This is a genomic window from Lysinibacillus sp. NPDC097162 (genome assembly GCF_044762185.1).
Classification (GTDB): domain Bacteria; phylum Bacillota; class Bacilli; order Bacillales_A; family Planococcaceae; genus Lysinibacillus.
Map to the genome: position 1 here is coordinate 350,509 of NZ_JBIWDT010000001.1, position 26,760 is coordinate 377,268.

Annotated in this window: 17 protein-coding genes and 3 pseudogenes; 15 read left to right on the forward strand and 5 right to left on the reverse strand. The window is 34.6% G+C overall.

Annotation, left to right across the window (positions count from 1 at the left end; genetic code table 11):
* From ACIQXW_RS01640 to ACIQXW_RS01655, 4 genes and pseudogenes are all read left to right on the forward strand, one after another.
* A partial coding sequence (locus ACIQXW_RS01640; RefSeq protein WP_402759521.1) for a chitobiase/beta-hexosaminidase C-terminal domain-containing protein occupies positions 1-2,089 on the forward strand: 2,089 nt, incomplete at its 5' end.
* 665 nt (positions 2,090-2,754) lie between these two features.
* Positions 2,755-4,704, forward strand: a complete 1,950-nt coding sequence (locus tag ACIQXW_RS01645; protein ID WP_402759523.1) for a FecR domain-containing protein — start codon at positions 2,755-2,757, stop codon at positions 4,702-4,704.
* A 34-nt stretch (positions 4,705-4,738) separates the two neighbouring features.
* Positions 4,739-5,908 (forward strand): NHL domain-containing protein, encoded by a 1,170-nt coding sequence (locus tag ACIQXW_RS01650; protein ID WP_402759525.1) that lies wholly within the window; start codon positions 4,739-4,741, stop codon positions 5,906-5,908.
* A gap of 804 nt (positions 5,909-6,712) precedes the next feature.
* Positions 6,713-7,514 (forward strand): annotated as a pseudogene (locus ACIQXW_RS01655) (tyrosine-type recombinase/integrase).
* Between the two features lie 658 nt (positions 7,515-8,172).
* On the opposite strand, the gene ACIQXW_RS01660 reads toward ACIQXW_RS01655, so the two are convergent.
* The 3 genes from ACIQXW_RS01660 to ACIQXW_RS01670 all read right to left on the reverse strand — a co-directional run bounded on the left by ACIQXW_RS01660 (position 8,173) and on the right by ACIQXW_RS01670 (position 11,019).
* A complete protein-coding gene (locus ACIQXW_RS01660; protein ID WP_340825665.1) occupies positions 8,173-9,135 on the reverse strand; it encodes a threonine ammonia-lyase in 963 nt (320 codons plus the stop codon).
* A 14-nt stretch (positions 9,136-9,149) separates the two neighbouring features.
* Positions 9,150-10,163, reverse strand: coding sequence for an ornithine cyclodeaminase family protein (locus tag ACIQXW_RS01665; protein WP_402759527.1), 1,014 nt, complete (start codon positions 10,161-10,163; stop codon positions 9,150-9,152).
* Between the two features lie 403 nt (positions 10,164-10,566).
* The gene (locus tag ACIQXW_RS01670) at positions 10,567-11,019 is read right to left on the reverse strand and encodes a MarR family winged helix-turn-helix transcriptional regulator (RefSeq protein WP_340825663.1); all 453 of its coding nucleotides are present in this window, start codon (positions 11,017-11,019) and stop codon (positions 10,567-10,569) included.
* A gap of 447 nt (positions 11,020-11,466) precedes the next feature.
* Between ACIQXW_RS01670 and ACIQXW_RS01675 the strand changes: the two genes are divergently transcribed.
* Together ACIQXW_RS01675 and ACIQXW_RS01680 are read left to right on the forward strand one after the other, a co-directional pair.
* Entirely contained in the window at positions 11,467-12,621 is a 1,155-nt protein-coding gene (locus ACIQXW_RS01675) for a M20 metallopeptidase family protein (protein ID WP_340825662.1), read from the forward strand.
* A gap of 358 nt (positions 12,622-12,979) precedes the next feature.
* A complete protein-coding gene (locus ACIQXW_RS01680) occupies positions 12,980-14,395 on the forward strand; it encodes a YfcC family protein (RefSeq protein WP_402759529.1) in 1,416 nt (471 codons plus the stop codon).
* A gap of 764 nt (positions 14,396-15,159) precedes the next feature.
* Here the strand turns inward: ACIQXW_RS01680 and ACIQXW_RS01685 are convergent.
* On the reverse strand, positions 15,160-16,587 hold the full coding sequence (locus ACIQXW_RS01685) for a serine hydrolase domain-containing protein (RefSeq protein WP_328200671.1): 1,428 nt from the start codon (positions 16,585-16,587) through the stop codon (positions 15,160-15,162).
* Between the two features lie 333 nt (positions 16,588-16,920).
* On the opposite strand from ACIQXW_RS01685, the gene ACIQXW_RS01690 reads away from it, so the two are divergent.
* The 5 genes from ACIQXW_RS01690 (at position 16,921) to ACIQXW_RS01710 (ending at position 21,024) form a co-directional block, all read left to right on the forward strand.
* Positions 16,921-17,706, forward strand: a complete 786-nt coding sequence (locus ACIQXW_RS01690) for an ornithine cyclodeaminase family protein (protein ID WP_402762403.1) — start codon at positions 16,921-16,923, stop codon at positions 17,704-17,706.
* A gap of 392 nt (positions 17,707-18,098) precedes the next feature.
* Positions 18,099-18,476 (forward strand): hypothetical protein, encoded by a 378-nt coding sequence (locus ACIQXW_RS01695; protein ID WP_402759531.1) that lies wholly within the window; start codon positions 18,099-18,101, stop codon positions 18,474-18,476.
* Positions 18,477-18,550: 74 nt separating this feature from the next.
* Positions 18,551-19,117, forward strand: a complete 567-nt coding sequence (locus ACIQXW_RS01700; RefSeq protein ID WP_402759533.1) for a hypothetical protein — start codon at positions 18,551-18,553, stop codon at positions 19,115-19,117.
* A 295-nt stretch (positions 19,118-19,412) separates the two neighbouring features.
* On the forward strand, positions 19,413-19,976 hold the full coding sequence (locus ACIQXW_RS01705; RefSeq protein ID WP_402759535.1) for a TetR/AcrR family transcriptional regulator: 564 nt from the start codon (positions 19,413-19,415) through the stop codon (positions 19,974-19,976).
* A 178-nt stretch (positions 19,977-20,154) separates the two neighbouring features.
* On the forward strand, positions 20,155-21,024 hold the full coding sequence (locus ACIQXW_RS01710; RefSeq protein ID WP_402759537.1) for an SDR family oxidoreductase: 870 nt from the start codon (positions 20,155-20,157) through the stop codon (positions 21,022-21,024).
* 273 nt (positions 21,025-21,297) lie between these two features.
* Here the strand turns inward: ACIQXW_RS01710 and ACIQXW_RS01715 are convergent.
* Positions 21,298-21,714 (reverse strand): annotated as a pseudogene (locus ACIQXW_RS01715) (DUF3888 domain-containing protein).
* A gap of 435 nt (positions 21,715-22,149) precedes the next feature.
* On the opposite strand from ACIQXW_RS01715, the gene ACIQXW_RS01720 reads away from it, so the two are divergent.
* The 4 genes and pseudogenes from ACIQXW_RS01720 (at position 22,150) to ACIQXW_RS01735 (ending at position 26,408) form a co-directional block, all read left to right on the forward strand.
* Entirely contained in the window at positions 22,150-23,238 is a 1,089-nt protein-coding gene (locus tag ACIQXW_RS01720) for a phosphotransferase enzyme family protein (protein WP_402759539.1), read from the forward strand.
* A 249-nt stretch (positions 23,239-23,487) separates the two neighbouring features.
* A pseudogene (locus tag ACIQXW_RS01725) lies at positions 23,488-23,658 on the forward strand (protein kinase); the annotation flags it as partial.
* A gap of 387 nt (positions 23,659-24,045) precedes the next feature.
* Entirely contained in the window at positions 24,046-25,503 is a 1,458-nt protein-coding gene (gene pdxR, locus ACIQXW_RS01730; protein ID WP_402762406.1) for a MocR-like pyridoxine biosynthesis transcription factor PdxR, read from the forward strand.
* Positions 25,500-26,408: a D-alanine--D-alanine ligase gene (locus ACIQXW_RS01735; protein WP_402759541.1), complete on the forward strand. Its 909-nt coding sequence runs from the start codon at positions 25,500-25,502 to the stop codon at positions 26,406-26,408. The genes pdxR and ACIQXW_RS01735 overlap by 4 nt, the downstream gene beginning before the upstream one ends.
* The last annotated feature ends 352 nt before the right edge of the window (positions 26,409-26,760 follow it).

The window sequence follows — 26,760 nt, forward strand, 5'->3', positions numbered from 1 at the left end:
AGGCACTCCAGATAGCCAAGTTATGAGCGAGAGCTACACGATAATACCAGCGGAAACACCTACTGCGAATATACGTGGCGGAACTGTAACGTCCGGCACAACTGTAGAGTTATCGACCTCTACAGTGGGAGCAACAATCTATTACACAACAGATGGTAGTACGCCAAGTAATGCTTCTATACCTTACACATCACCAATTAGCGTAACGAGCAATATAACAATCAAGGCAATCGCAGTCAAGGCAGGCACTCCAGATAGCCAAGTTATGAGCGAGAGCTACACGATAATACCAGCGGAAACACCTACTGCGAATATACGTGGCGGAACTGTAACGTCCGGTACAACTATAACGTTATCAACCGCTACAGTGGGGGCAACAATCTATTACACAACAGATGGTAGTACGCCAAGTAATGCTTCTATACCTTACACATCGCCAATTAGCGTAACGAGCAATATAACAATCAAGGCAATCGCAGTCAAGGCAGGCACTCCAGACAGCCAAGTTATGAGCGAGAGCTACACGATAATGCCAGCAGAAACACCTACTGCGAATATACGTGGCGGAACTGTAACGTCCGGTACAACTATAACGTTATCAACCGCTACAGTGGGAGCAACAATCTATTACACAACAGATGGTAGTACGCCAAGTAATACTTCTACTCCTTATACATCGCCTATCAGTGTAACAAGTGATATGACAATTAAAGCGATTGCGATAAAAGTAGGTATTCCCAACAGTCCTATTATGAGTGAGAGTTACACACTATTGCCAGCAGGTACATCAGGCCTGAACCCGTCACCGCCATCGCCATCGCCATCGCATCAAATTTTGATACAGCGTGTTGTGGAAAATGGCGAAATAAGCTATCTGGGTAACGTAACCTTAGAAAATGTACAGGCGATTATTCAGCAATTGACGAGCGAGAAAGAGCGAGTTGTCGGTGTTATTTTCCCAGCAGAAGCAGCTAATGTCGATACAACACTGACAGTGCAACGTGCTGCCGTTGAATATTTGGCAAAACAGAAAGTAGACTTGTTCATTCAATTAGCAAACGCCACAATACGTGTTCCACATACATCATTAAATGATTTTACAGACAATCTATTTTTCCGAATCGCTCCTATTGAGCAAACAGAACGGAAAGTAATCGAAGAAAACGCTGCTCAAAATCAGAAAGTACAAGATTTTATAACAAATAAAATGTCCGTTAACCTATTAGGGGATACAGTCGCAATAAAAACGAATCTGCAAAGTAGACCAGTAATAGTCACTTTACCAATCCCAGCTGATGCGACAGAGGAGCAAATAGCATCATTAGTCGTTTATATTGAGCATAGTAACGGAACAGCAGAAGTAAAACGAGGACGTATTGTTGAATTTGAACCAGGTGTGAAAGGGTTCCAGTTTGAAGTAGATCACTTCTCAACATTTAGTCTACTTTATACTTCAGAAGCGCAAGATGAAGAAGTGAACCGATTAGCACCCTACATCCAGGGGTACCCTGATGGCTCATTCAAACCAAATGCCCCTGTGACACGTGCACAAATGGCAACGATGTTAGCGCGTTTTTTAACCAACGGAGACATCCCAACAACTATGAATAGTTCTTTTAAAGATACAATCTACCACCATTCAAAAGATGCGATTGAAGTAGTGAAGCAAACAGGTTTATTTAATGGCACAACGGAAACGACATTTAATCCAAACGGCACAATTACACGTGCACAAATGGCCACTGTAGTAACTCATTGGCTCGAAACTGGATGTGTAAAGGAGCCATCAAAAATAATCTGCCATGTCTCTGGAAAAGCCAAATCCTATACAGACGTTTCATCAACCCACTGGGCCGCAAGTGCAATCGAACAAGTGAGTGAATCGGGAATTATGACGGGTAATAGTGAAACGACATTTAATCCAAACGGTTCCTTAACACGTGCACAAGCTGTGAAAGTACTTAACCAATTATTCGAACGTCCAGTTTTAGAAGACATCCCAATGTCTACATTTAGTGATGTCCCTTCTACCCATTGGGCTATTGGAGAAATCGAGTCGGCTGCAACCGAAAGAATAGTCAATAAATAAATAGAAACTACACATGTATGGCTTGCAAGGATAACGCCGCAACATGTGTAGTTTTTAATTGGGAACATTCCTACCTGTAGAAGCAGTTTTACAAAAACGAAGCGTGTTAATCAATCTCTTTTATAAAAATTTTGCTCAAACAAAACGAAACCCACTTGTTTTGATCAGTATTTGTGCTAAACGAGAGGGTTTCTACTATATAAAACTGCACGAACCGGAACATAAATGGACTCAATATTTAAGTTAATATGACCACCTAGAACGTTAGTGTTCTAGGTGGTTCTGTTAAGCCCATTGAAATTACATAAGTTTCGGAAACGCATCTTGAGCGGAATACGATAATCATTTTAACTAAGACTTTTTTTAGATTCCATTGTAAAGTTTTCTTCAGCAATATGAATAAAATATTTTAATATCATTGTCAGAAGTTACAGCATACTTCGTAAATCCACTAGAGCGATTTAGGGCATTGAATGAGTATAGAAATTTGTCTTTAGTAGGGCTATTTAATTTAGTTAAAATATAAACTTTAATATAAATGCTTTTATGTTAATCAAATTTATTTAACAAACATTAACATTTGTTAGTATTGTAGTTAGGGGAAATTAGTTAAAATTAATGGAAAACTATTTTATTTAGTAAAAATTATTTCTAAGGAGGAAAGTATGCAAATAAAATCGTATAGTAAAAAACTATTTATTCTGTTTATTCCTATCATCATGTTGTGTGTTATTTTTTCTAAATATTGCGTTATTGATGCGGAAGCGGCAACCAATAGAAGTATTAAAATTGAGGAAGTCCGCGGAACTGTTATGATTCAAAAAAGTGCTGGTGTTAAGTTAATACGGGCATATGAGGGCATGACATTGCAACAAGGAGATCGAATTTCAACAAATCCGTATGCTAGTTTGAGATTAATTATTCCAGATACGAATGATGAAATTACTGTTAGTGAAAATACGGAATTTTCTATAGTTAATTTAGATGAAGCTAAAGAAAATAAACGCACTAAGCTAACAATGTGGAACGGTTCCATTTGGGCAAAAGTAACACCTTTAAAACATTCAAAAGATAAATTTGAAATAGGAACGCCCTCTTCTACAATGAATGTGAAAGGGACAAACTTTTTTGTAGGCGTTGATCCAAATACAGGTAATTCTTCAGTTTTTGTTGGATCAGGAATTGTTAATGTGAGCCCAAATAATCAGGGAAGTGGAGATAGTACTTTTGTGTTTCCAAGTCAACAATTATTAAATAATAGCGGAGATGTGAATATCGTTGATTTATATAGTCTTATAAGAAATATGGACCCGACTTTAATAGAAGCGATACTTCGGAGTAAAGCGGCCATAGATAAAGAGAATGAACAATATATAGCAGAACTTCAACAGGGGCAACAATTAAATAAAGAAGAAATAAATCGACTTAACCAAAACTTACAAAACCTTGTCGGTAATATAGTAAATGAAGCTATTCAACAGAAAAAAATAAGCCAACAGGAAATTGAAAAATTAATAAAAAAACTAAAGGAACAATACAATATAAACTTTGACCTCGATTTGGATAAAACACTACCACTACAGTTAACGGATGCAGAAAAAGAAAAAATGGCACTCCTTCAAAAGCTTGAAGAGGAAAGAAAGAAAAAACAAGAGGAAGAAAAACAAAAGCAAGAACAATTAAAGCAACAGAACCAAGATATTTTAAATAAGCTACAAGAACAGCTTAGGAAGCAAGAAGAGCAGAAGAAAGCAGTGGAAGAAGCTGCGCGAAAAAAAGCACTAGAAAATCTACAACTAAAGCTGGATGAAGAAAAAAGAAAGGCATTAGAAGAAAGATTAAAAGCATTGGAATTAGAAAAGAAGAAACAAGAAGAAGCGGCATCAGATTCTAAATCAAAAGCAGAAGCAGAAGCTCCTGTTCCTACATCACCATCACAACCAAGTGAAAACCCTGGTCCAGTTACATCAGATATAGATACTAATCTTGCAAAAGTAAAAGCAACAGTTCCCATATCTTCGGAGCGTTATACCGAGGAAAGTTGGAGCCGAATAGTATTTGCATTAGGACTGAGAGAGACAAGTAACAGTGAAAAAATAGAGAAAACAGAAGCTATTAAATTAGCTGTAGCTGGATTAATAACGGTTATTGACCATAATTTAATGATTGCCAAGTCTAGCATCCCAACAAATTCAATACGCTATACCCCGGATACTTGGGAAAGATTAGTAGCGGCACTAGCTATGAATGAAACAAATGATAGTGAAAAAGTAGAAAAAACAGAAGCGATAAAAAATGCTGTTGAGCGACTAGTTGAAATACCTATCGTTTCAGAACTAGTTATAGAGGAATTAAGTGTTGGTACTAATTATATAAAAGTACACTGGGCTCATTATGTTAATGCTACTATATATGAAGTTTACTTAAATGGAGAATTAGTAAAAACGTACGATGAAATAATGGATGTCTATAATTTTACTGACGATGAGTTACAGTCAGGAAAGTCTTATATACTAGAAATTTTAGCATTAGATGAAAGTTCGAATGTTCTAGCCAATAAAACGATCAACTTTCAAACAGAGAATCCTATAGAAGATTTAGTTCCTACTCCATGATGAAAGAAAGGGATATCTAGTGAAGAATAAGTGTATGAAATTATTTGTTTCCCCCGCAATAACGGCGGCTTTATTATTCTCATCAATTACTGTATTTGCAAGTAGTTCGAGGCAGGATGAATTAGTTTTGCCGGCTTATTTGAAGGATGGCGTTTCTGTCTCTAATTTTGCAGGTAATGGGGAATATAGTAGTGCAAATGGCAAAGCAGAAGCTACTTCATTCCGTAAGCCAAATAGTATTGTTTCACTATCAGACGGTTCTATTTTAGTTGCAGATAGTAAAAATCAAACAATACGAATGATCAAAAGTAACGTTGTCTCTACTTATGCGGGCATAACATTTGATACCGATACGCATGGTAACCCTCTAGGTGGCTGGCATGATGACAAGAAAGAAATGTCGGTATTTAACAATCCTATGGGAATGGCAGTAGATAAAAATGATACGATTTTCATTGCTGATGCCAACAACAATGTTATTCGTAAGATTACGAAAGATGGTAACGTGGCAACAGTTGCAGGGGATGGTTTTATCGGCAATCAAGATGGCATGCAAGCGAGGTTTAATAATCCTCAAGATGTTGCAGTTGCAAAGGATGGAACGTTGTATGTGGCGGATACATTAAACCACGTTATCCGAAAGATTGATACAAATGGAAAAGTTAGCACGTTAAATGCTTATTCCGATAGAGTGGCACAAATAGAAGAAGGAGAAATAGAATTAGCTGGAGATTTTGCAGATGGAAAACTAGTGGACGCAAAATTTAATGAACCCTCTGCCCTTGTGATAGACAAAAAAGGGAACTTGTATGTAAGCGATAGTGGGAATCAGCTTATTCGGTATATTGATTTTGCTTCTAATACAGTTTCAACTGTTGCTGGGAACGTTACTAAAAGTAGCACAATTTCCAAATCTACTAATTTGTATGCTGATGGAGATTACAAAAATGGCTTAGCGTTATCCGCTCAATTTAATTTTCCAAAAGGTTTAGCGATTACAAATGACGGTGGACTTTTAATTACAGATACTTTAAATCATGCCATTCGCTACTTGTCGAATGGCAAAGTAACAACCGTTGTCGGAGGAACTAGCGGCAGTAAAAGTCCACTATACTACCCAACGGACATTTTAGTATTACCTGAAGGATCCCTTCTTGTAGTAGATAGCTACCACAATAGTATTCGTTTTGTTGAGTCAAAGTGAAGTTGCGGCTATATGAAATTCGCAAATGCACAATTATAGATTTAAAGTAAAAAACCTCACTTAGCCACATCTCGGCGAACCGTATCAAAGTTAAATATCGAGGCTATGTGGTAAAAAGGCTTTATATTCGTTGTTCAACAATCGGGCGCGATTCTGTAACAAGAATCAGCGCTCGTTTTTATTAAAGGGCCATATTATTTAATAACAATCTTTTATGAAAGTTCCTACACAACCTAAATTAAAAAACAGTGGTATCAATGCTTTGAGAGGCAATCATATGCCCCTCCTGGTACGTATTTAGTCAGTGTTGCATGAACATTTATTGATGAAATGAAAACGCACAAGCCTTAACGGGTTTGTGCATTTTTGGTTTGTCTATAGTAACAGAAGATAATAAAAACACGACTCAAATCGAGCCGTGCCTTTGCCGTACATATTAAGCTGTTTATTGTGGATGTACATCCTTAAGAGGAAACGTCAATTCGATCGTTAACTTATTGTTAACATAGGCGGCAGATACATGCCCATTCATTTGCTCCACAAGGATTTTTACAATGGAGAGTCCAAGGCCAGTAGCGTGTCTTGCGCTTTCCTAGAAATAGGGGAAGGCCCCATTTTCTATTTTCTGGTTAAAAATGCTTTGGAAATTATCAATATATTAGCTTATTGAATAATCACTGTATGAAACAGCCTCTCTCTGAACATAATAGAATATAGAATACTAGATTTAACTTAGTAGGAGAGTGGAGTGAAAGATAAATGTTATTATCCGAAGCGTGGAAATAATACCAACAAGATAAAAAAATAGAGGGGTATTCAACACTTACATTAAAAACATATTATTTTCAATACAATCTTTTATTGCGATTTTTTGGTGATATTGATATGAACGGATTTAGTACAGAAAAATTAAAAGATTACTTAATACAGTCAGGAGAACACTTAAAGCCATCCAGTTTAGGGCATAGGATTCGTTGTGTTAAATCACTATTTAGATGGTCACATGAAGAGGGATATATTCTAAAAAATCCTGCTGCTAAATTGAAAGAGCCGAAATTAGGTAAAAGAATTCCTAAGTTTCTCTCGGAATTAGAGATCGAACATCTAAGGGAAGCTTGTCAATCAACGATGGAAAATGCGCTATTTGAGTTTATGTATTCAACCGGCTGCCGTATTGGGGAGGTAGTAAAATTAGATCGTGAGTGATGATATTGATTTTCGAACAAATTCCGTCATTGTACAAGGGAAAGGTGATAAAGAAAGAGAAGTATACTTTAATACTCGCTGCTCCATTTGGTTAAAAAGGTATTTAGATGAACGGGAGGATGAAGTTCCTTGTTTGTTTATTACGGACAGAAAGCCTAAAAGGCGTATGAGCATTGATAATTTAAGATATATTATTAAGCGCGTATCAAATCGGGCTGGAATAAAAAAGAGTATACACCCGCATCAATTACGACACAGCTTTGCAACTCATATGATTAATAACGGTGCGCCAATAGATGTTATCCAAAGTTTACTTGGGCATGAAAAGAGTGAGACTACAAAGATATATGCTCAGTTAAGCGGAAAAATAAGACAAGACTATTACAGTAAATACTTTTGAAATCAAACCCTTAGTAATTCAAGACACCCATGTAAAAGTGGTTGTCTTTTCTGTTATAGGGCCAGATTGTTGAGGAAAGTAAAACACATATTAGTGTGTTGAAGTTAATGAACTAACGAATTAGTTTAAATTATCTAGAAAGACAAAAGTAGGGCACCGTCAGAAAAAAGCGAATTTACAAATAATTTTATTCTTCAAGTAACTCTAGTGTTTTTATCGATGTTTTATGTCAAAATCGCACAAAAAGAATAAATTGATATAAAGGGACAGTACCTGTTTTTACTAAGGGAATGCCCTTTATTCTTTTAAGATTATTTTTTTAAGCCAGCTGCAAAGTAGGGACCATTAACCGTAATGGTCGTTAATTAGTATTTAAATTAAGATTAAACTTAATAGAATTTTCTGAAAAATTATACGATCAAACGACACTAAACACAAAAGTTTATTTGGTTTAGTGTCATTTTAATATTATAGATTTAGAAAATAGAATGTTTCCAAATCCGTTATATTTTTATTTAATAAAAATATGATAATACTTGGTATCCTTCTAGCTTGAATCAAAAGAAAATATCTAATATTTTCCTTTTTTTAAAGTAAAATCAAACGAGTTAAATCAGTGAAAATTTATATCCTGTCTGGAGAGGTTTCTTTATATTTATTAATACTTCGCCATAATAGACGTTAAGAGTTTTCCATCAATATTTCCACCTGATATAACAAGTGCTATATTTTGACCACCAATTTTTTCTCTGTGTTCCATTATTGCAGCTACAGTCGTAGAACTTGCAGCTTCTGCAATATACTTTTCTTCCTTTGCCATAAAACTAACAGCTTTGGCAATTGACTCTTCTGAAACCATAAGAAATTCATCAACATAATCTTTAGCTATTTCATAACTTAACTTTCCTATACCTCCAATTAAAGCATCACAGATTGACTCTTCACTTGGGTATTCTTCGTAAAAGGTTTTATCTCTATAAGAATTTATCATTGCTGGGCATGCTTCTGTTTGCACACCAATAATACGTATATCTGGCTTAATTGATTTAGCGGCAACTGCAATGCCTGTTATCAAGCCACCACCACCAATTGGTACAACAATCGTATCTATATCAGGCTTTTGTTCTAAAATTTCTATAGCAACTGTTCCTTGACCAGCATATATTTTGGGATCGCTATAATATGCATCTATAAATGTAAGACCATTTTCTTCTATATAAGTCATTCCGAGAGCATGTGCCTCATCATAACTATTTCCCATCAGCATAACATCAGCACCAAAATATTTAATTTTATCTATTTTACTTTGAGGTGTATTTTTAGGAACAATAACTTTTGCATTTTTGATACCAAGGATTGAAGCTGCATAACTAACAGAGCTTCCGTGATTTCCAGAAGAAATAGTTCCAATACCACGTTCTTTTTCTTCTGTGGTTAGAGTCATCATTTTATTTAATGCACCACGAATTTTAAAACTTTTTGCTCTTTGAAATGATTCAAGTTTAAAGAAATAGCGTTGATTTTGATTCCCTAAATAATAAGATTCTTCTAAGGGTGTAGTGGGTACATACTTCTTAATACGTGTGTAAGCTTCTTGGATTTCTTTAAATTGTAAACTCATAATTTTATCTCCTTTTAAATATTAGTTTTTGAACCAAGTTTATTTTTTTCTGCTTCCTTTAGTGCCAAATCAGCTGTAGCAATATCTAAAAGTGCCATGCCGGTAGCATCAAAAATTGTTATTTGATCGTTACTTGTTCTTCCCTTAACTTTACCAACTATTAAATCGCCTAATTCTCCGATGATTTTTGTTTCATTTATAATGCCTTGCTTAAGAGGAATTTCTATTTCACCAACCTCTTTGCAATGCGTCATATCGTCTACAAAAATTAAGGAAGAAGGCAGTATTTCAGGATCTATTTCTTGCTTTCCTTCCATATCAGCTCCAATACAAGAAATGTGAGTTCCTTTTTGCAACCATTCTTTTCTGATGATTGGGTTTCTTGAAGGGGTAACTGTAATGATAATATGACTATTATTTACAGCTTGTTCTAAATCATCTACAGCTTCGAATTCAATATTATCAACGTTAATTCCGAATTGATGTTTAAGTTGTTGAGAAATTCCTTCAACAAAACTATTTGCATTGGCTAGTTGCTGTGAAGCTACTCGTACTTTTTTAATCGTAGGTATTGTTGTCAATGTAGCCGCAATTTGGAAGATAGCTTGATTTCCAGCACCCACAATTAATAAGTTTTCTGCGTCTTCTCTAGCCAAATATTTAGCACCTAATGCACCAGCTGCTCCAGTTCTCATACCAGTAATATAAGCAGCATCTGTCATACCTATTGGCATACCAGTTTCTGCATCAAATACAGCAATCATACCAATTAGTGTTGGAATTCCTTTTTCGGTATTATCTCCAAACCATGTGACAGTTTTATGCCCGAAAAGTTGCTTACTTTTTAAGTAACCTGATTTAATATCTAAATCTGCTTTACCTCGGTTGAATTCATAAAATACTGTTGGCCATACATCTGTTAAGCCATCACTCTTTGCTTTATAGACACTTTCAACAACTTCTATAACTTGTTGGATTGAAATTAATTTTTTTACATCTTCCTTACTAAGTATACGAATTTCAAACATTAAATTAGCCCCTTTCTAGGTACATGAAATTTTATTTTTTAAAAATTTATAAGTTATAAATCCCTCTTTTTTAGATTCAAAGTGGCTTTTACCCTAAAAAAGACAATAAAGCACTGAATCTCACTCCTCCTAAAAAGGCCCTAACGGAGTGAAATCCAGTGCTTTAAATGTATTAACCCGGGGGAAAATACAAGCATCATATTATTTGTTTTATAACTTAAAAATTAAAATAACATAGATTTTTTAGTTTAGCAATAATATTTTAAATAATATTAATAAATGAAACGGTAGAAGGGGATTGTACAAAGTACTAAGTTAAATAAAATTAATAATATTTTTCTTATGAATATATATTATTAATATCAGTTAGCTTTTTACTATGTGTTTTCTCTTGGTGAATTTTTTAATATTTTCTCTCTTCACCTTTTTTTAGTAACTCCCAATCAATCTCTATATTTCTTCTTATTTTTTTTAATGTTTTTAAAACAGCTTGTGCTTCTTCTTTATCAATCCCTCTATGTGCAACTATGTCGGAATGTTCTTCTTCTCGTTTTAATAAAAGATAAATGTCTTCACCTTTCTTAGTAGGGTATAACCTTTTAATTTTTTTATTTTCAAAATCGTCCTTTTTTTCTACAAATCCTTGTGCTTCTAATTTTTTTACTGCATGAGCAACAGTGGTTTTATCAACTTTAATCATTTCTGATAGTTTCTCTTGAATAATACCAGGATTCTCACAAATTCTTACAAGATATAAATATTGTCCTTTAGATAAATGCAATTCTTTAAATTCTATATTACTAATAGAATCCAAGCATCTAGCAATCATTCCAATTTCGCGAAGTATCTCTATCATTTTTTTCCCCCTGATGTAATTCAAAAAAAATGTTATGTTGTATTTACAACTAAAAAAAAATCCCTTATACTCATGAATGTGTTCAAGAAATTTTCATTAATTCAGAAAGTTCTTTTTTTCATCACTATTTAGTTGTAAATGCAACTAAATAGAAATTTTCACAGGTTTTATTAAAGATATTATTATTTTTTTTATTAGGATTTCGTTGTAAATACAACTAAAATAGGTTTTTTTGTATGGAGTATATTTTTTTAAAAAGAATTTAGTTGTAAATACAACTAAACTAAATACTTTTTATAGTTTTTAGGTTACTAGTCTATAGAAAAATAGTTATAGATAACAAAATATACTTCTTTAATTATAACTATTTATAAAAATTAAACATAGTGATTCTTAAAACTATTATTAGTACTTTCGTAAATCTTATTCAATTTGGAGGAATGTTACATGAACAACACGGTTTTAAGTGATGATTTAATATCCCGGACTATTGAAACTAGGAGATATTTACATCAATACCCAGAATTATCAGGACAAGAATATAAAACTTCTAAATTTATTCAAGAAAAGCTACTAACATTTAATATTGAGTTATTGGATTTTGATGAACCTAGTGTTGTAGGTTTTTTAAAAGGTTCAAAAGGTGATAAAACTATTGCATTAAGAGCTGATATTGATGCACTACCAATAATGGAAGAAGGGGACAAGCCCTATATTTCAAAAGTACCTGGAGTGGCGCATGCATGTGGACATGATGGTCATGTTGCTGTTCTATTAGCGGTAGCAGAATGGCTTTCAACAAATAGAGAAAAAATTGAACATAATGTTATTTTTATCTTTCAGTCTTCTGAAGAAATGACTCCAAGTGGAGCAAAAGCATTAATAGATCAAGGTGTTCTAAATAATGTTGATTCAATATTTGGTCTGCATTTATGGCAAGGAGAAGAAAGAGGGAAAATGGGTTTTACATATGGCTCAATGATGGCCTCTGCTGATGAATTTGAAATTATTATTAAAGGAAAAGGAGGACATGGAGCTGCACCTCATGAAACTATTGATCCTATATATATTTCCACATATTTAATTCAGGCATTGCAATCAATTATCAGTAGAACTTTAAATCCAGTACATCCTGGTGTAATTTCAATTGGAAAAATAGAAGCTGGAACAACGTTTAATATTATACCTGATTCTGCGAAAGTTTTTGGCACAGTACGAGCCTTAACGCCTGAAACAGTAAAAATAATGAGGGAACAAATTATTCAATTAACGGCAGGGATCTGTGAATCCTTTGGAGCTTCTGGAGAAGTTAATTATTTCTTAGGGACACCACCACTGGTGAATGACCTAAATGATTCTAAGTTTGTTGAAAAAGTTATTCAAGATTCATTTGGTAAAGAAGTCATCAAACTTATCGATCCAGTAATGGCTGGTGAAGATTTCTCACATTATTTATTAGAAAAACCAGGGGCTTTTATTTTTGTAGGGATGGGTAGTGAAAAGAGTAATTATCCTCATCACCATCCACGTTTCGATATTGATGAAGGTGTTTTTCCAACTGCAATTCAATTGTTAATTGATATTGTAAAGAACTATCGATAAATATATTTTACCAGGTCATAAACAAGGGGGGGTACCTCGAAATATTATTTGCACTTCAATAGTTTTTTAGAATTTCTTGTTGAAATATCTAGTTTATAGATTGGCTGTAAGGGGGTGATTTATTTTAATAAAATCTAATTCTCATTTAATATTTTTTCTATATATACATCTATTAAATGTGATTATAACTAAGGGAGTTTTTTAAAATTTTCTTAAAAGCAAAAACTATATCGTCTTCATTTGATAAAAAAACATTAGGAGTGTATGAGTTCAGTGTTTTTTTAAAAATAATTTACTGAAAATAAATAATAGTCAGTAAATAGAATTTAGTTTTAATGGTATAGGGGGAGGAATCATCATGAGTCACGTTCAGCAAAAAACTTCAAAAAAAGAAATAAAAAAATCAAGAACAATTAATGTATATGTTCTTCTATTAATTGTTTTGCTGGTTGCTACTGTATTTACGCATATTATTCCAGCAGGAGAGTATGCAAGGATAGATTTTAATGGTCGAGAGATAGTAGATTCAGATTCATTTAAATATGTTGATAAATCACCAGCATCATTCTTCGATTTTTTCAAGGCAATACATTCTGGGATGGTTAGTGCCGCAGATATTATCTTTTTTGTTTTAATAATTGGAGGAGCATTTGGTGTACTCACAGCTACAGGTACAATTGAAACCTTAATGGTAGTTGTATCAAGAAAGTTGGCTAATAAAGAAAAATGGCTAATCCCAGTAATGATGTTATTTTTCGCTTTAGGTGGATCTCTTATGGGTATGTCGGAAGAAACGCTTGTTTATATTCCAATCCTTATTCCTCTTGCAATTGCTCTAGGTTTTGATGTACTTACCGGTGCAGCAATAGTGTTGATTGGAGCTTCAATTGGCTTTACAACTGCCATAATGAATCCTTTTACTGTGGGGATTGCTCAAGGAATTGCAGGACTCCCAATTTTCTCAGGAATGATGTATAGAATCATACTGTTTATTCTTATGTATGTTATTGCTGTAGGGTTTGTCTATAGACATGCAATGAAAGTCAAAAGAGAACGTTCATTAGGATATTTTGCTGACTATCAAACTATAGGATTAGAAAAAATAATTGACTCAAATATAGTTCTTGAAAAAAAACATAAATTGGTTCTTGGATATTTTTTGTTTAACTTTGTAGTTTTAGTTATTGGTGTTATTAAATTTCAATGGTATATCACTGAAATTGCTAGTTTATTTATTTTGTCAGGAATTATTATGGGGATTTTAGGGAAACTTTCAAGTGATCAAATAGTTCAATCCTTTATGAATGGGGCAGCAGGTTTAATTACTGGAGCATTGGTAATTGGGGTATCAAGAGCTACTCTAATTGTCTTAGAGCAGGGGCATATTATTGATACAATTTTATATCATACATCATCTGCTCTTCAACATGTTCCACCTGTATTTAGTTCAGCAGGAATGTTTATTCTCCAATCCTTCATTCACTTTGTTGTTCCATCAGGAAGTGGCCAGGCTGCATTAACTATGCCTATTATGGCACCTCTTGCAGATTTACTAGGAGTAACCCGACAAACAGCAGTTCTTTCCTTTTCCATGGCAGATGGAATTGGTAATATAATTTTCCCTACATCGGGATATTTCATGGCAGCGCTTTCATTAGCTAAAATTCCTTGGAGTCGTTGGGCAAAGTGGGTATGGCCATTAATTTTAGTACAGTATGGAATCGGGATTATTTCCGTTATTATTGCACAAATATTAAAATATGGACCGTATTAGATAAAATTTTAGAAGCGGATTTGGAAGTTAGATAATTAGAAAAGTCATTAAGGATAGAAAGTCCTTAATGATTTTTTGTATTTTAAAAGGAAATAATTAAAATAAAATTACATGAAATGAATAGGTATGGAATTCTATAAAAATAAAGTTATCTTCTGTTACAGTCGTCGTAAAAAGATCTTGTTTACATGTAAGGACATGAACAACAAAATTGGGATATATAGTAACTGAAGTGAGTGTTTTTGTATCTGGTTTTAGTGGCAAAATCGTGCTGTAGAAAGGGTTATGGAAAAATGGATTAATTATAACAAAGGGGTTATGTTAAATTGTACCGTAAAGCATAAATTTCCAAATGGAAAGTTTATGCTTTATTTTATTTTAAGAAATTTTATAGTTGAATATTCTCATCTTAGGTAATCCAATAAAACGGTGTACTATTAATAATAAAGTAGTTTATTCAACAATCGGGCCAGATTGTTGAATAACAGTCTTTTTAAGAAATGTTACCTAACGACGCTTGTGCAAAAATAATATTGTTGTTTAATTTACAATAAAGTCATTTAAAAAATAATATAGTTGTTTAAAAATCCTTATTCCGAACGAACAAGTTAGTGGAAGTAATAGTAATTAGGTTTGGCTGGGAAAATTGTCGATGATATTAAAAAAGACACCGAAGTGTCTTATGTTTTTCAAATTAAGCATACCGATAAATTGAATTGAAATTTAATTACTTAACATTTTGCTTATCTTGGGAGCAAGGTATTTTATCGGTGAGTGTATACAAACCATGTAATGCTTGCTGTTAATAATGCTGACGAAATCAAAGCTGTAAGAACACTATATGTTCGCCAAATAAGTATCGTTGACCAATCTAAAGCACAGCACAGTATACCCAGGGCAATCGTAGCGATCAGGAAAATAATTGTTACGATTATTCTCTTTTTTGTCATTGGCTGCCGCTCATTCGTTTTCCTTCTGCGTAATCCTAAGAGAAATAACAAAACGGCCAATAGGCAAAGAATAATTGTGATAGACGACAAAGTGATATCCAAAAGCTGTGTGCCGCTTATTTCATATGACTGAGTTAGATTGCCGTCTAATATATCTTTAACTTTTAGTACCAGGTTTATATTTGTATTTGCACCGTTGCTCAGCAAGCAGACGGCTGTTCGTTCATTTAGCAGTATGGCTACTTCGGTTCTGAAATTTGGATTGCCCCCAGTGTGTTCTATAATCGTTTGGTCGGCGTTTACCGACCAGCCTGCCGCATAATGCATATCGTTGACAGCCGAAACAGACATATCACCCCTATGTGATTTTTCGATAACCGTGTGAAATATTTCGGGTATGTCCTGCACAATACCCATCTGTATACCCATCCAACGCGCCATATCTTTTGTATTAGAAATGATGTAGCCTGCGGGTTTATTCCCCGCATAATCCGGAGCTTTAAATGGAGTTGTCATAAAAAAGGAAGTACGGTAGCCCTGTGCCAACTGTCCAGTGGCTTGAGCATCTTCTTTATAAGCATACGTCTGGTGAAGACCTAACGGCTGAAATACCTGTTCCCTCATAAAGTCTTCATAGCTTTGTCGCGACACAATCTCAATAACCAAACCCAATACGTCATAATTAACGGTTCCATAGTTATACTGTTCACCGGGAGGGAACGCCAATTCAGCATCTACGAGCATTTCCACAGTCTTTTGCAACATATCCGGTGTATTGCCTTGTGGAATATTTTGAGTATGCCTAATATTTGTTAGACCACTGGTATGGTGAAGAAAGTTATTTAGTGTAAGGCTTTGCATATCAACAGGTTTCCCTTGATACTTTAACGTAAACCAAGGTAAATATTTTTGGACAGGGTCAGTCATTGAGAGCAGCCCTTGTTCTTCCAACAGCATAATACCCATACCGGTAAAAGCTTTACTGACCGAAGCTAACTCATAGAGTGTATTTTCACTTGCAGACAACCCCTTTTCACGGTCTGCATACCCTGAAGAAAAGTAGAACACTTCATCATCAGCAAGTATTGAGATTGACATTCCCGGCACACCTGATATACGAGAGGCATCATCTAGCAACGCTTGTATTGCCGCAGATTTCGAATCTGACAACGCATAACTTTGTGTTGCGAATCCTGAGAATAATATAAATATCGTTAATACAAAAACAATAATCTTTTTCATAAACTCTCCTTTTCGAAAAATTATAAGAGAATAATATAAATAACCTACTTTTACAACTACTAAACTAATTTTAATTTATCTTTCTATTCACCTATATAATATCAAGTAATTGTGAAGAGTTACACTTAACGAATAGAGCGTTAGTTCAATAAGAAAAACGATCTTCAACAATCGGGCGCTTTTGTCGCATAGCAATGCACCATAATCGGGCCATTTTGCCGCATAACGATTTCACATAATATTATTTGAAGGTGAAGGGATGAGAGATATGTCATATCAAGTTTTAACAGATTCAGACGTTTTAAAGTTCACACAAATGGAGTCTATTACGCAATTGAACGTGTTTTTTATGAGAAGGCAAATGGCAGCCTTGTTTCCCCTCCACATTTTAGTTTAGAAACAGAGAATGGAAACTTGGTTTTCACTGCGGGAGCTGCTACAGGTATTTCAAAAGTAACAGGATTTCGAGTTTACGATACCTACTCAAATGATGACCCAGGACATGAACAATTAGTTTCCGTATTCGATTCCGAAACGGGAGTATTCAAGGGAATAATTATAGGTAATTCACTTGGCGCTATTCGAACAGGGGCAATTGGCGGTGTTGCTATTAAAGCCATGTCTCGTCCAGATGCGACACAGTTGGCTGTTATCGGAACAGGCGCACAAGCTCGTACCCAATTAGAAGCAGCCGTAGCAATTCGCGATATTAAGCAGATTCAGGTATATAGCCGAAATGAGCAAAGTCGAATGAAATTTGCCGGGGAGATGACTGAAAAACTTGGCATTGAGGTTTTTCCAGTGGATTCACCAAAAAAATGTGTTGAAAATGCTGATATTGTTATTTGTGCTACAAATAGCCTTTCTCCAGTACTTGAAGTAGAGTGGTTAAAGCAAGGTGTACATATCAATACCGTTGGACCGAAGTCGATAAACGGAAGTGAGATTCCTATCGAGATAGCGAGCCAAAGTTCCGTGATTACGACTGATTCCCTTGAACAGTTAAATGCCTATTCAACACCTCATTTTTTAGTTGATACGCCGTATGAAAATAATATTGTACAGCTTTCAGATGTCGTGACAGGGAAAAAGTCGGTAGGACCTCAAACAGGGATATGACACTGTTTTGTTCTGTAGGGTTGTCCGGCACTGAAGTAGTAGTTGCAAATGAGATTATAAAATTGGCTAAAAAGTAAACTGAAATATACCGCAATCGGGTGCGATTCTGTAATAAGGATCAGCGCTCGTTTGCATTAAAGGGCCATTTAATTAAATAACACTTCTAAATTAAAAATAAGATTTTATGTTAATCTTGATGTAAGTTTGTGAAACAATGTACTTAAGCTAACGGGGCAGTTTAGTTGAAGTAAAATATGCTAAAATTAAAACAAATTATTTTGTGAGTGGTGAAGTGAAATATGTTGAACCTATCGGAAAAAGTGGCTGTATATGAACTTGGCTTGGGAATAGGGTAATTTAAACTTCCTAAAGTAGTTGAATGGGTTGATTTAATGATTTTACAATTGGACTCTTCTGAAATACCTTATCAATTTTACGAAGTTTCGTTATCGAGTAATAAAAAAATCGATGACGTTATAGTTCTTTTAAGTGAAATCACAAGAGGAAATCGCGTAGAAACTGCATTGAAAGTTATTTTAGGTCTTCTATACAAATCATTTGAGAAAAAAGAAATTGATATTCAGCAAGTGGTTACTTTGATGTATAGATTAGCTTGGCAACGAAATATTGAAGATGATATATTTTCAAAAATAAATGGATTAGACGCTGATTATGAAATGGCTGTGGATGGGGATGGAGATATGCAAACTATAATAAAAGAAATACAGGAGTTTTTAGGGAGATATGAAATGTACTGTGAGTTAATATAGTGCTTGTTCAACTAACGGTGCAGGTTAGTGCAATAAGGTGTTAAAATGGAAGAAAATTAAATAGAGGTAAGATTATGAAGTTAACATTGGCAACAAATGAAGAAATCAATATGCTACATTCGAAGTTTAAAAAATTTAATACTCATCATCTTGAAGAGCCAAGTAAGTTTTACCGTCATATTGGGATTATGGATGTATTCAATCGTGTTCTTACTGAAGAAGAGGCAAGTGAGTTATTAGGGAGAAGCCATAATGTAAAGTACTGCCCAAAGTTTGTTAGTGCCTTTACTGATCTTTTTCATCTACAAGAGAATCAGGTGTATGTAATCATTAATAAAGGGATGAGAAAAGAAGATTTCAAGTATTTATTAAGCTGTTTAAATCGAGAAGAGGCAAAATTTTTTCGAAAGTTATTTTCTAACAACAAGGGGATTTACAAAATAGATGATGTTGAAGCCCTAATCTTTTTAACGAAACTTTCCGCGAATGAGCTATATTTTACAAATTTTTTCTTTCCTCTTCTTGATACAGTCATAATCGGTAATTGGGATTTATCTTTTCCTATTTATTGTAAAACAACATTAGGTTTCGATAAGTGCAATGAGATAATAGAAGAAAATGGGTTATATATACGAAAATAGAAGATGAGCGAACGACGGGAGTAAAGGTTTGCTGTTGAACTAAAAACCAACTAAATAGAAGATGATTCTTATTCAATTATCTAGCGCGATTCTGTAATAAGGATCAGTGTTCGTTTTCATTAAAGGGCCATATTGTTGAATAAATTGGGTAGGATTATATGGTTATAAGGTCTAGCCTGCAACGAGTATTTAATATTGAACATTACAGCCGTCGTATTATTACAACAATTGTTGAAAAAGTATATAATAGAATGAATATAAAAATTCACTTTTAAACATTGCAATAGGAGAAATTATGAAAAAACAAGATCCCCGTTTACAGCACACTAGACAGTCCATTATTGATGCGTTTTATGCACTTGCAAAGCAAAAAAGCTTTGAACAAATCTCCATTGGAGATATAGCAGAGGAAGCAAAAATTAATCGATCTACTTTTTATTATCATTTTACGGATAAATTTGATTTGATTGATGCTATACAAAAAGAAGTAATCACCAATAAAGTTTTTAAGGAAATTGAAGAACAAGAAAGTATTAATGAAAAAACGATTATAATAATACTTGAAGCAATAATCCATTCTCAAACAGGACTATCATTAAGTTGTCAACGAGCCTACGATGCTTTCAAACCAAAAGTTGAATCAGAAATAAAAAAACATTTAACTCAATCACTTCACCTTTTATTAACTAAACAATATGGAGAACATCCTAATCACTTTGTCACTGCTACCTTTTGGAGTTGGGGGATATACGGAGTTGCAACAGCATGTATTCAGGGGGAAGAATCCCTTCATTCGGCTGTTCCTAAGTTAATGAACATTATAAAACCTAATTCTCATATAAATATTAATTTAAAGTAGATACGATTTAACCGTATCTACTTTTTTTGTGCTACTTTTCCATCAATAATTACATTCTGTTGGATTTTTCAACACAGTGTGTATTTTGTTGGTGTACGTTGTTAAAAATAGGTTGTACACTATTTTTACAACACTTGTTGGGAAAATATCAAAGATCAATAAATAGGAGGATAAATAGATGAAGATTTTAGTAACAGGTGCAACAGGAGCATTGGGTAACAGAGTTGTTGAAACATTATTAAAATATGTACCAGCAGATCAAATAGTGGCGAGTGTTCGGGATACAGCTAAGGCAGAACACTTGCGTGCTTGTGGCGTTGAGGTAAGACAGGCAGATTTCAATGAACCGGGTTCTTTAAATAAAGCGTTTGAGGGCATTGATCGCGTATTAATTATTTCTACAACAGAGCCAGTAAATGAAAAACGAATTGCGCAACATGTAAATGCAATTAACGCAGCAAAACGTGCAAACGTGAAACTTTTAGCATATACAAGTGGAACAAAAGCTGATGAGACAAAACTTGCTATGGGATTGGCGCATAAAGCAACAGAAGAAGCAATTATGGAGAGTGGCATACCATATTGTATTTTACGCAACAATTTATACTTAGAAACGGAATTAAGTACAATCAAAGCATGTTTAGCAGGCGCTCCAATTGTAACTAACGCAGGTGAAGGTAAAATGGGGTTTGCTCTTCGTAACGACTATGCTGATGCTGCTGCAGCCGTATTAGCTGGAGAAGGTCATGAGAACAGAGTATACGAATTGTCTGGGAAACCAATGACTTATGATGATTTAGCCACAGAAATTGGCAAAGTAATAGAGAAAGATGTAGCAGTAAAGCACGTTGATGATGCAGGATTCGCAGCTTTCTTAAAGAATGCGGGAATGCCAGAAGTAATGATTCCTATGTTAACAGCAACAAAAGCTTCGGTTCGCGATGGTGTTTTAGAAATAGAAAGTAATGATTTGGAGGCTTTACTCCAACGTCCCGTAACACCAATCATTGAAGCATTGAAGTTACTAATTGATACACTAAAAAAATAAAATTAAAACAAAGTCTTTGTTCTTCTAGTTCGGAGACTTTGTTTTTACTGGAAAATAAGAGGTACATCTGCTTAACTAAAAGACAAAAGTATTTACACTAGTTAAGAGCAGTATCAATGACTTAATATTCCACAATCGGGCGCGATGGTTGAACAACATAGATATTACTTAATAAGACTTTCCTTTGCTGACATTTGTGTAGAGGAGAGTCTTTTATTTTTGAATATAGGTTTGTGAAGTTTTTCTAATCAAACTTTATTCCAATGCCCCAGATTATTCTGGTGGATATTTATACGTCTTAAGGTGAGTGTGATCTATCAGTTTAACATCAGGCCCATAAGATATTTCATAGGTCATTCAGTCCTTCCCCAGAGGGATATACTGACCACCATCTGTAGGTTCAATTTCAAATGTAATTTGCAATATAAAGCCACGAAAATCATTTACTCTTCTAGTTTCAATAACTTCAATTTTCCATGGAGTAACATGTGGTGAAACATCCTTAAAAATCTTCGGATAATAATAGCTATTCAAATCTTTTTCAATATAAGGAGTAAGCATGAGCATGAGCATATCCTCTAATCTTAGCTCGTTAGAATCCTGCATCGGTTCAGACAATGAAACAGTTGTTGTTTGAAAAGATGTAATTAGTGCAAGGGATAGGAGTAAAACGAGTATTATCTTTTTCATGTTCCTAAATACACCTCTTTAAGGTCTTTACATAATAAATTGTATTATTACCTTTATTGAATAAAGTATGTACTTATTGAAGTAACTGAGGGCTATAGTTAAACAAGGAAAATGCTTATAATTTCCCACAATCAGGCGCGATTGTTGAAGATGAATTGAGCCTTTTTCGGTAAAAAGGTCAGGTTATTAAAAAACATATTTTTCTAAAAATGGTATTTGTGTTAATGTTAAAGATGGATTGTAGAGAAATGTAAGTAAAGTTAAATTAGTCAATTATTTTAATAGAAAAAGGGGATGTTGGAATATTTAAAGATCAACTTATAAAATTTTGTAATCAGAATTTAGTTAATTTTGAACTGATGCACAAAGGTTGCAGATCCTTCAGATTATTACTAACAGTGTTTTTAACTAATATAGAGCTAAGGGAGAAGATATATGACCTATAATGAAGTTGCTAAAATATACGAAGCTTATTTAAGTCCACTAGTTTCAGAGTTGTACGAGTTGGAAGGCTATGAAATAAGTTTAATTAATGCTCATGACGGAGGGCGGAATGTCGTTTATAACTGTGAGAAAGAAGGCGCTAGTGCAAAAATACTCAGAATCGCCTTTTTAAATGACAGGAGCCGAGAGGATTTGCTGGGAGAAGTTGAATATATTCAATATTTATTCGAGCATGGCGGTAATGTCTCGAAAGTGATTAGCTCTCGGAAGGGGAATCTGCTGGAAGAGATTACTCATAATAATCACACCTTTTTTGTCTGCCTGTTTGAAAAGGCTAGGGGAAAAATGCTTGTCGAAAATCATTATCAGTATCGCGAAGGAGTTCCAATTACGGAATACTATTATAACTGCGGCAAAGTTCTCGGGAAGCTGCACCAATTGTCGAAAGGCTATGCTCCTGTTCATCGCCGATATAGTTTCTTTGATAAATACAATGCCGAGTATATTGACAATCTGATACCGGATACGTTACCACTGCTTAAGGAGAAGATGGTTGAGCTCCTTACAGCATTAGAAGGGTTGGACAAGAACTCTGAGTCATACGGTATGGTACATTTTGATTACAATGATGGTAATTATATGATTGACTTTGATACTGGGCAAATCACTGTATTTGATTTCGATAACTCTTGTTTCTGTTGGTATATGTATGATTTGGCAAATGCCTGGATGCTTGGATTGGGCTGGATACAATTCGAACCAGATGCGGATAAACGAAAAGACTTTATGGATGATTATTTTAAAACAGTACTCGAGGGATACACATCTGAAACCAAAATCGAAGATTCGATGTTGAATAATCTGTCCTTATTTATTCAAGTTACTGTTATGGAAAATATTATAGATGCTTTCGAGGTTATGCGGAACAGCGGTGAAGAGCTGGCGTGTGATGAAGAGTTGTCATATAGCATAAAATGCCTCGAAGAAGATATACCATATAAGGGATTTTTCCATGAAGTTTTCTCATGCGAAGAACCTTTCGAGTGTGAGGAACGAAATATTCAATCTTCAATACACTGATTTCCAAATGTGAGGACGGTATATCGTTATCTTCAGGTAATAAACATTCAGGTGCTTTAGTTTAATAAAGCAACAGTTGAAAAATGATATAAAAAAAGGGGCTCGATTCCACTAAATGGGAATCGAGCCTATTTCATATTTAACAGACCAGCACCAGTATGTTGATTCATACACTACACACATAGGGAGGCTATCGAGTGGTTGGAGTTAGTGTCATTTAAAACTGTCAATGATTGATTTTTAAGAACTGTTCCAATATATAGTGCGATAGAGTATGCATTTGTCGATGGTGGGAACATCATTGAATATGGAAGCTGTATTACAAAAGCAATCATCGAGGGATACCAAGTTGAAAACGATCTCCCAAAGGATTTGTTAGAAAAGCTTTTCTTATTTATAAAACTAAAAGAAGTTATTGACCCATTTTAGAATGAGAATTGAAAAAGATATTCTTTCCTAGACACAAACGGTTTATGGAAAAACTAATCTGAATCTTCCACAATTGGGCGCTTTCCTTGGATAAGGAAAGGCTCTTTCTTCATGAATAAGGTCAGATATAATTCCATAATTATTATCATGTTCAACCTGAATAGCATATTAAAGTTTTTCCAATTTCACTAGAAACACTGTAATAATAATTACTTAAATTTCAAGTTTCTATATATTGTATTAAAATGAAATGAATAATTGCCTATTTAAAAACATGTTAGTTCCACTCAGCTACCACAAGACAGTAAAAATACATATTGGGTGGACCTTTTGAAATCAGTGCAGGAATGTAAAAATGTTAGCAAGGAGATGAATGGAGTGTTTAACGATTTTAAGATTACGGAAGGCCGTCCTGTATATATACAACTTAAGGAATATTTAAAAAGAATGATAACCAACGGGCATTTACTTGAGCACCAAAAGCTTCCATCCACTCGTGAACTCTGTTCTTTATTATCAATTAGCCGAAATACTGTTCTAACAGCTTATGCGGATCTGGAACAAGAAGGGCTTATCTATGCGGTAAAGGGAAAGGGAAACTTTGTCAGTCATGTTGAGATAATCAAATCCCCATCCATCCAGTTAAATTGGACTGAAAAAGTTAACGAGCAAACCTTTTTGGCGGATGAATTGGACCTAAAAAAGCAAGGTGTACGCTGGAATAAGGAAATTATTTCGTTTAATAGCATCGCACCCGATGAAAAGCTTTTTGATATAGAAAATTTCAAACGGGCTTTTTTAAATCGAATGTCCATTGAAGGAGATATTGTTCTTAACTATGGATATGCAAAGGGCTATAAACCACTTATCGAATACTTGCTTCGCTACATGGAAATTAAAGGAGTAGACACTCGAAATAAAGATATTTTAATTACCAATGGGTTCACGGAAGGTCTGGATCTCATTTTATCGTCTTTAAATAAAAAGAGCGGTCGTGTTATTTGTGAAAATCCAACCAATGACTCTGCTCTTAAGCTCTTTCGATTACATGGCTTCGAAATTGATGGAATCGAAATGGATAATGATGGTGTCAATATTAGTCAACTGGAAACAATGCTATCAAAAAAAGAATATGATTTTGCGTACTTAATTCCGTCCTACCATAATCCCACTGGAATCGTAACGTCTTCAAAAAAAAGGAAAGAAATCATGGATTTGTTTTCTGCATATCAGCTTCCTATCATTGAAAATGGATTTAATGAAGAATTACGTTATTCAGGGTCACATCTCGCATCATTGGCGTCCTTTGCCGGACAAGGTAATAATGTTATTTATATTAGCAGCTTCTCTAAAATTCTTTTTCCTGGTTTACGGATTGGCTGGATATTGGCAGATAAAGATTTAATTAATTACTTAGAAAGTATGAAAAGAGCTCGAACAATTCATACGTCCACATTAGATCAAGCTGTGTTATATCAATATTTGATTGATGGATACTTTGAGAAGTATATAAAAAAAGCTAAATCTGTCTATAAGAAAAAGTATGAATTAACCGTTCATTATTGTAAGCAATTTATTCCTTTCAAACGAATAACGGGTGACGGAGGACTTCACATTTTTATAGAACTTGAAGACCACATTGATTCACGAAAGCTTTTAGAAAAATGTTATCAAAGAGGCGTTGTTTTCATACCAGGAAATGTTTTTCATACGGACAGCAGTGGAAACCATACTTTACGATTAGGATTTTCTCGGTTGAATGAAAGAGAGATTATTCAGGGCTTAAAAATCATTGGGGAAACGTTAAAAAATAATTATGGGGGGCTAGAAAAATGAGAGTTGGCGTAATTATGGGAGGAATTTCTTCTGAGAAACAAGTTTCGATTATGACAGGTGAAGAAATGATCGCACATTTAGATAAACATAAATATGAAATTGTACCGATTCACATAGAGAACAAAGAAGAATTAGTGGAAAAGGTAAACAATCTTGACATTGCACTACTGGCGCTGCATGGCAAATTCGGTGAGGATGGCACTATTCAAGGTACTCTTGAAACTATGGGAGTTCCATATACAGGGAGTAGCATCCTATCCAGCAGCTTATGTATGGATAAAAATATCTCAAAAAAAATCATCCGCTTTGAAGGCGTGCAAACACCGGATTGGATTCACCTTACGAACATGGAAGAACTTAAGGATGAACTAGACAATATGGGTTTCCCGCTAGTTGTAAAACCTAATTCAGGCGGTTCAAGTGTGGGAGTAAAAATTGTTTATGATAAAGAAACACTAAAGCCAGCAATTGCAGAAGTATTCAAATGGGATTCCGAAGTGATAATTGAAAAGCTAATTATGGGAGAGGAAATTACATGTTCCATTTTGGATGGAAAGCTTTTACCGGTGATTTCGATTCGTCATCAGGGAGAGTTTTTTGATTATACCTCCAAATATAATGATGTGGCTACGATTGAAGAGGTAGTTCAACTCCCTCCCGAAACACAGGCACGTGTCTCTTTAGCTGCTATGACTTGCTATAATTCATTGAAATGTAGTGTTTACGCCCGAATCGACATGATGATTCAAAATGGTATCCCTTATGTGATGGAAGTTAATACATTACCAGGGATGACGAAAAATAGTTTGCTACCAAAAAGTGCACAAGGAGCGGGTATTCCTTATCATAAGCTACTTGACTTAATCATTGAACATTCACTTAAAGTGAGGAGAAAAGGTATTTAAAATGTGCTGAAGACGTACACAAAAGTAATGTACTAATAAATTTTGAGCAACGCACACGTTGAAGGTGCTGTTCATAGCCGACTGTTATGTTCACTAAATGCGCAATAAAGAAAACAACTTGGTATGTTTTACTACCAAGCTCAGACTGTAGACAAACTCGAAGATTTTCGAGTTTGTCTACAGTCCTTTTTTATTTAAAATTAATATTGAAGTGATGTCTCCTGCCGTTGATTTTCGCTACGAACGGGGGCTTTCCGCGGGCACACCGTAAGCCCAACCCTCGCTAACGCGCGGTCTGTTGCGTCTTACGTACTGTGCGTTCCAGCAGGAGTCGCCCGTCCTCCGCTCCAAT

Bases quoted from the DNA above. Each gene is read 5' to 3' on its own strand.
- ACIQXW_RS01645 (WP_402759523.1), top strand. From the start codon at position 2,755: ATGCAAATAAAATCGTATAGTAAAAAACTATTTATTCTGTTTATTCCT.
- ACIQXW_RS01650 (WP_402759525.1), top strand. From the start codon at position 4,739: ATGAAATTATTTGTTTCCCCCGCAATAACGGCGGCTTTATTATTCTCA.
- ACIQXW_RS01660 (WP_340825665.1), bottom strand. From the start codon at position 9,135: ATGAGTTTACAATTTAAAGAAATCCAAGAAGCTTACACACGTATTAAG.
- ACIQXW_RS01665 (WP_402759527.1), bottom strand. From the start codon at position 10,163: ATGTTTGAAATTCGTATACTTAGTAAGGAAGATGTAAAAAAATTAATT.
- ACIQXW_RS01670 (WP_340825663.1), bottom strand. From the start codon at position 11,019: ATGATAGAGATACTTCGCGAAATTGGAATGATTGCTAGATGCTTGGAT.
- ACIQXW_RS01675 (WP_340825662.1), top strand. From the start codon at position 11,467: ATGAACAACACGGTTTTAAGTGATGATTTAATATCCCGGACTATTGAA.
- ACIQXW_RS01680 (WP_402759529.1), top strand. From the start codon at position 12,980: ATGAGTCACGTTCAGCAAAAAACTTCAAAAAAAGAAATAAAAAAATCA.
- ACIQXW_RS01685 (WP_328200671.1), bottom strand. From the start codon at position 16,587: ATGAAAAAGATTATTGTTTTTGTATTAACGATATTTATATTATTCTCA.
- ACIQXW_RS01695 (WP_402759531.1), top strand. From the start codon at position 18,099: ATGATTTTACAATTGGACTCTTCTGAAATACCTTATCAATTTTACGAA.
- ACIQXW_RS01700 (WP_402759533.1), top strand. From the start codon at position 18,551: ATGAAGTTAACATTGGCAACAAATGAAGAAATCAATATGCTACATTCG.
- ACIQXW_RS01705 (WP_402759535.1), top strand. From the start codon at position 19,413: ATGAAAAAACAAGATCCCCGTTTACAGCACACTAGACAGTCCATTATT.
- ACIQXW_RS01710 (WP_402759537.1), top strand. From the start codon at position 20,155: ATGAAGATTTTAGTAACAGGTGCAACAGGAGCATTGGGTAACAGAGTT.
- ACIQXW_RS01720 (WP_402759539.1), top strand. From the start codon at position 22,150: ATGACCTATAATGAAGTTGCTAAAATATACGAAGCTTATTTAAGTCCA.
- ACIQXW_RS01735 (WP_402759541.1), top strand. From the start codon at position 25,500: ATGAGAGTTGGCGTAATTATGGGAGGAATTTCTTCTGAGAAACAAGTT.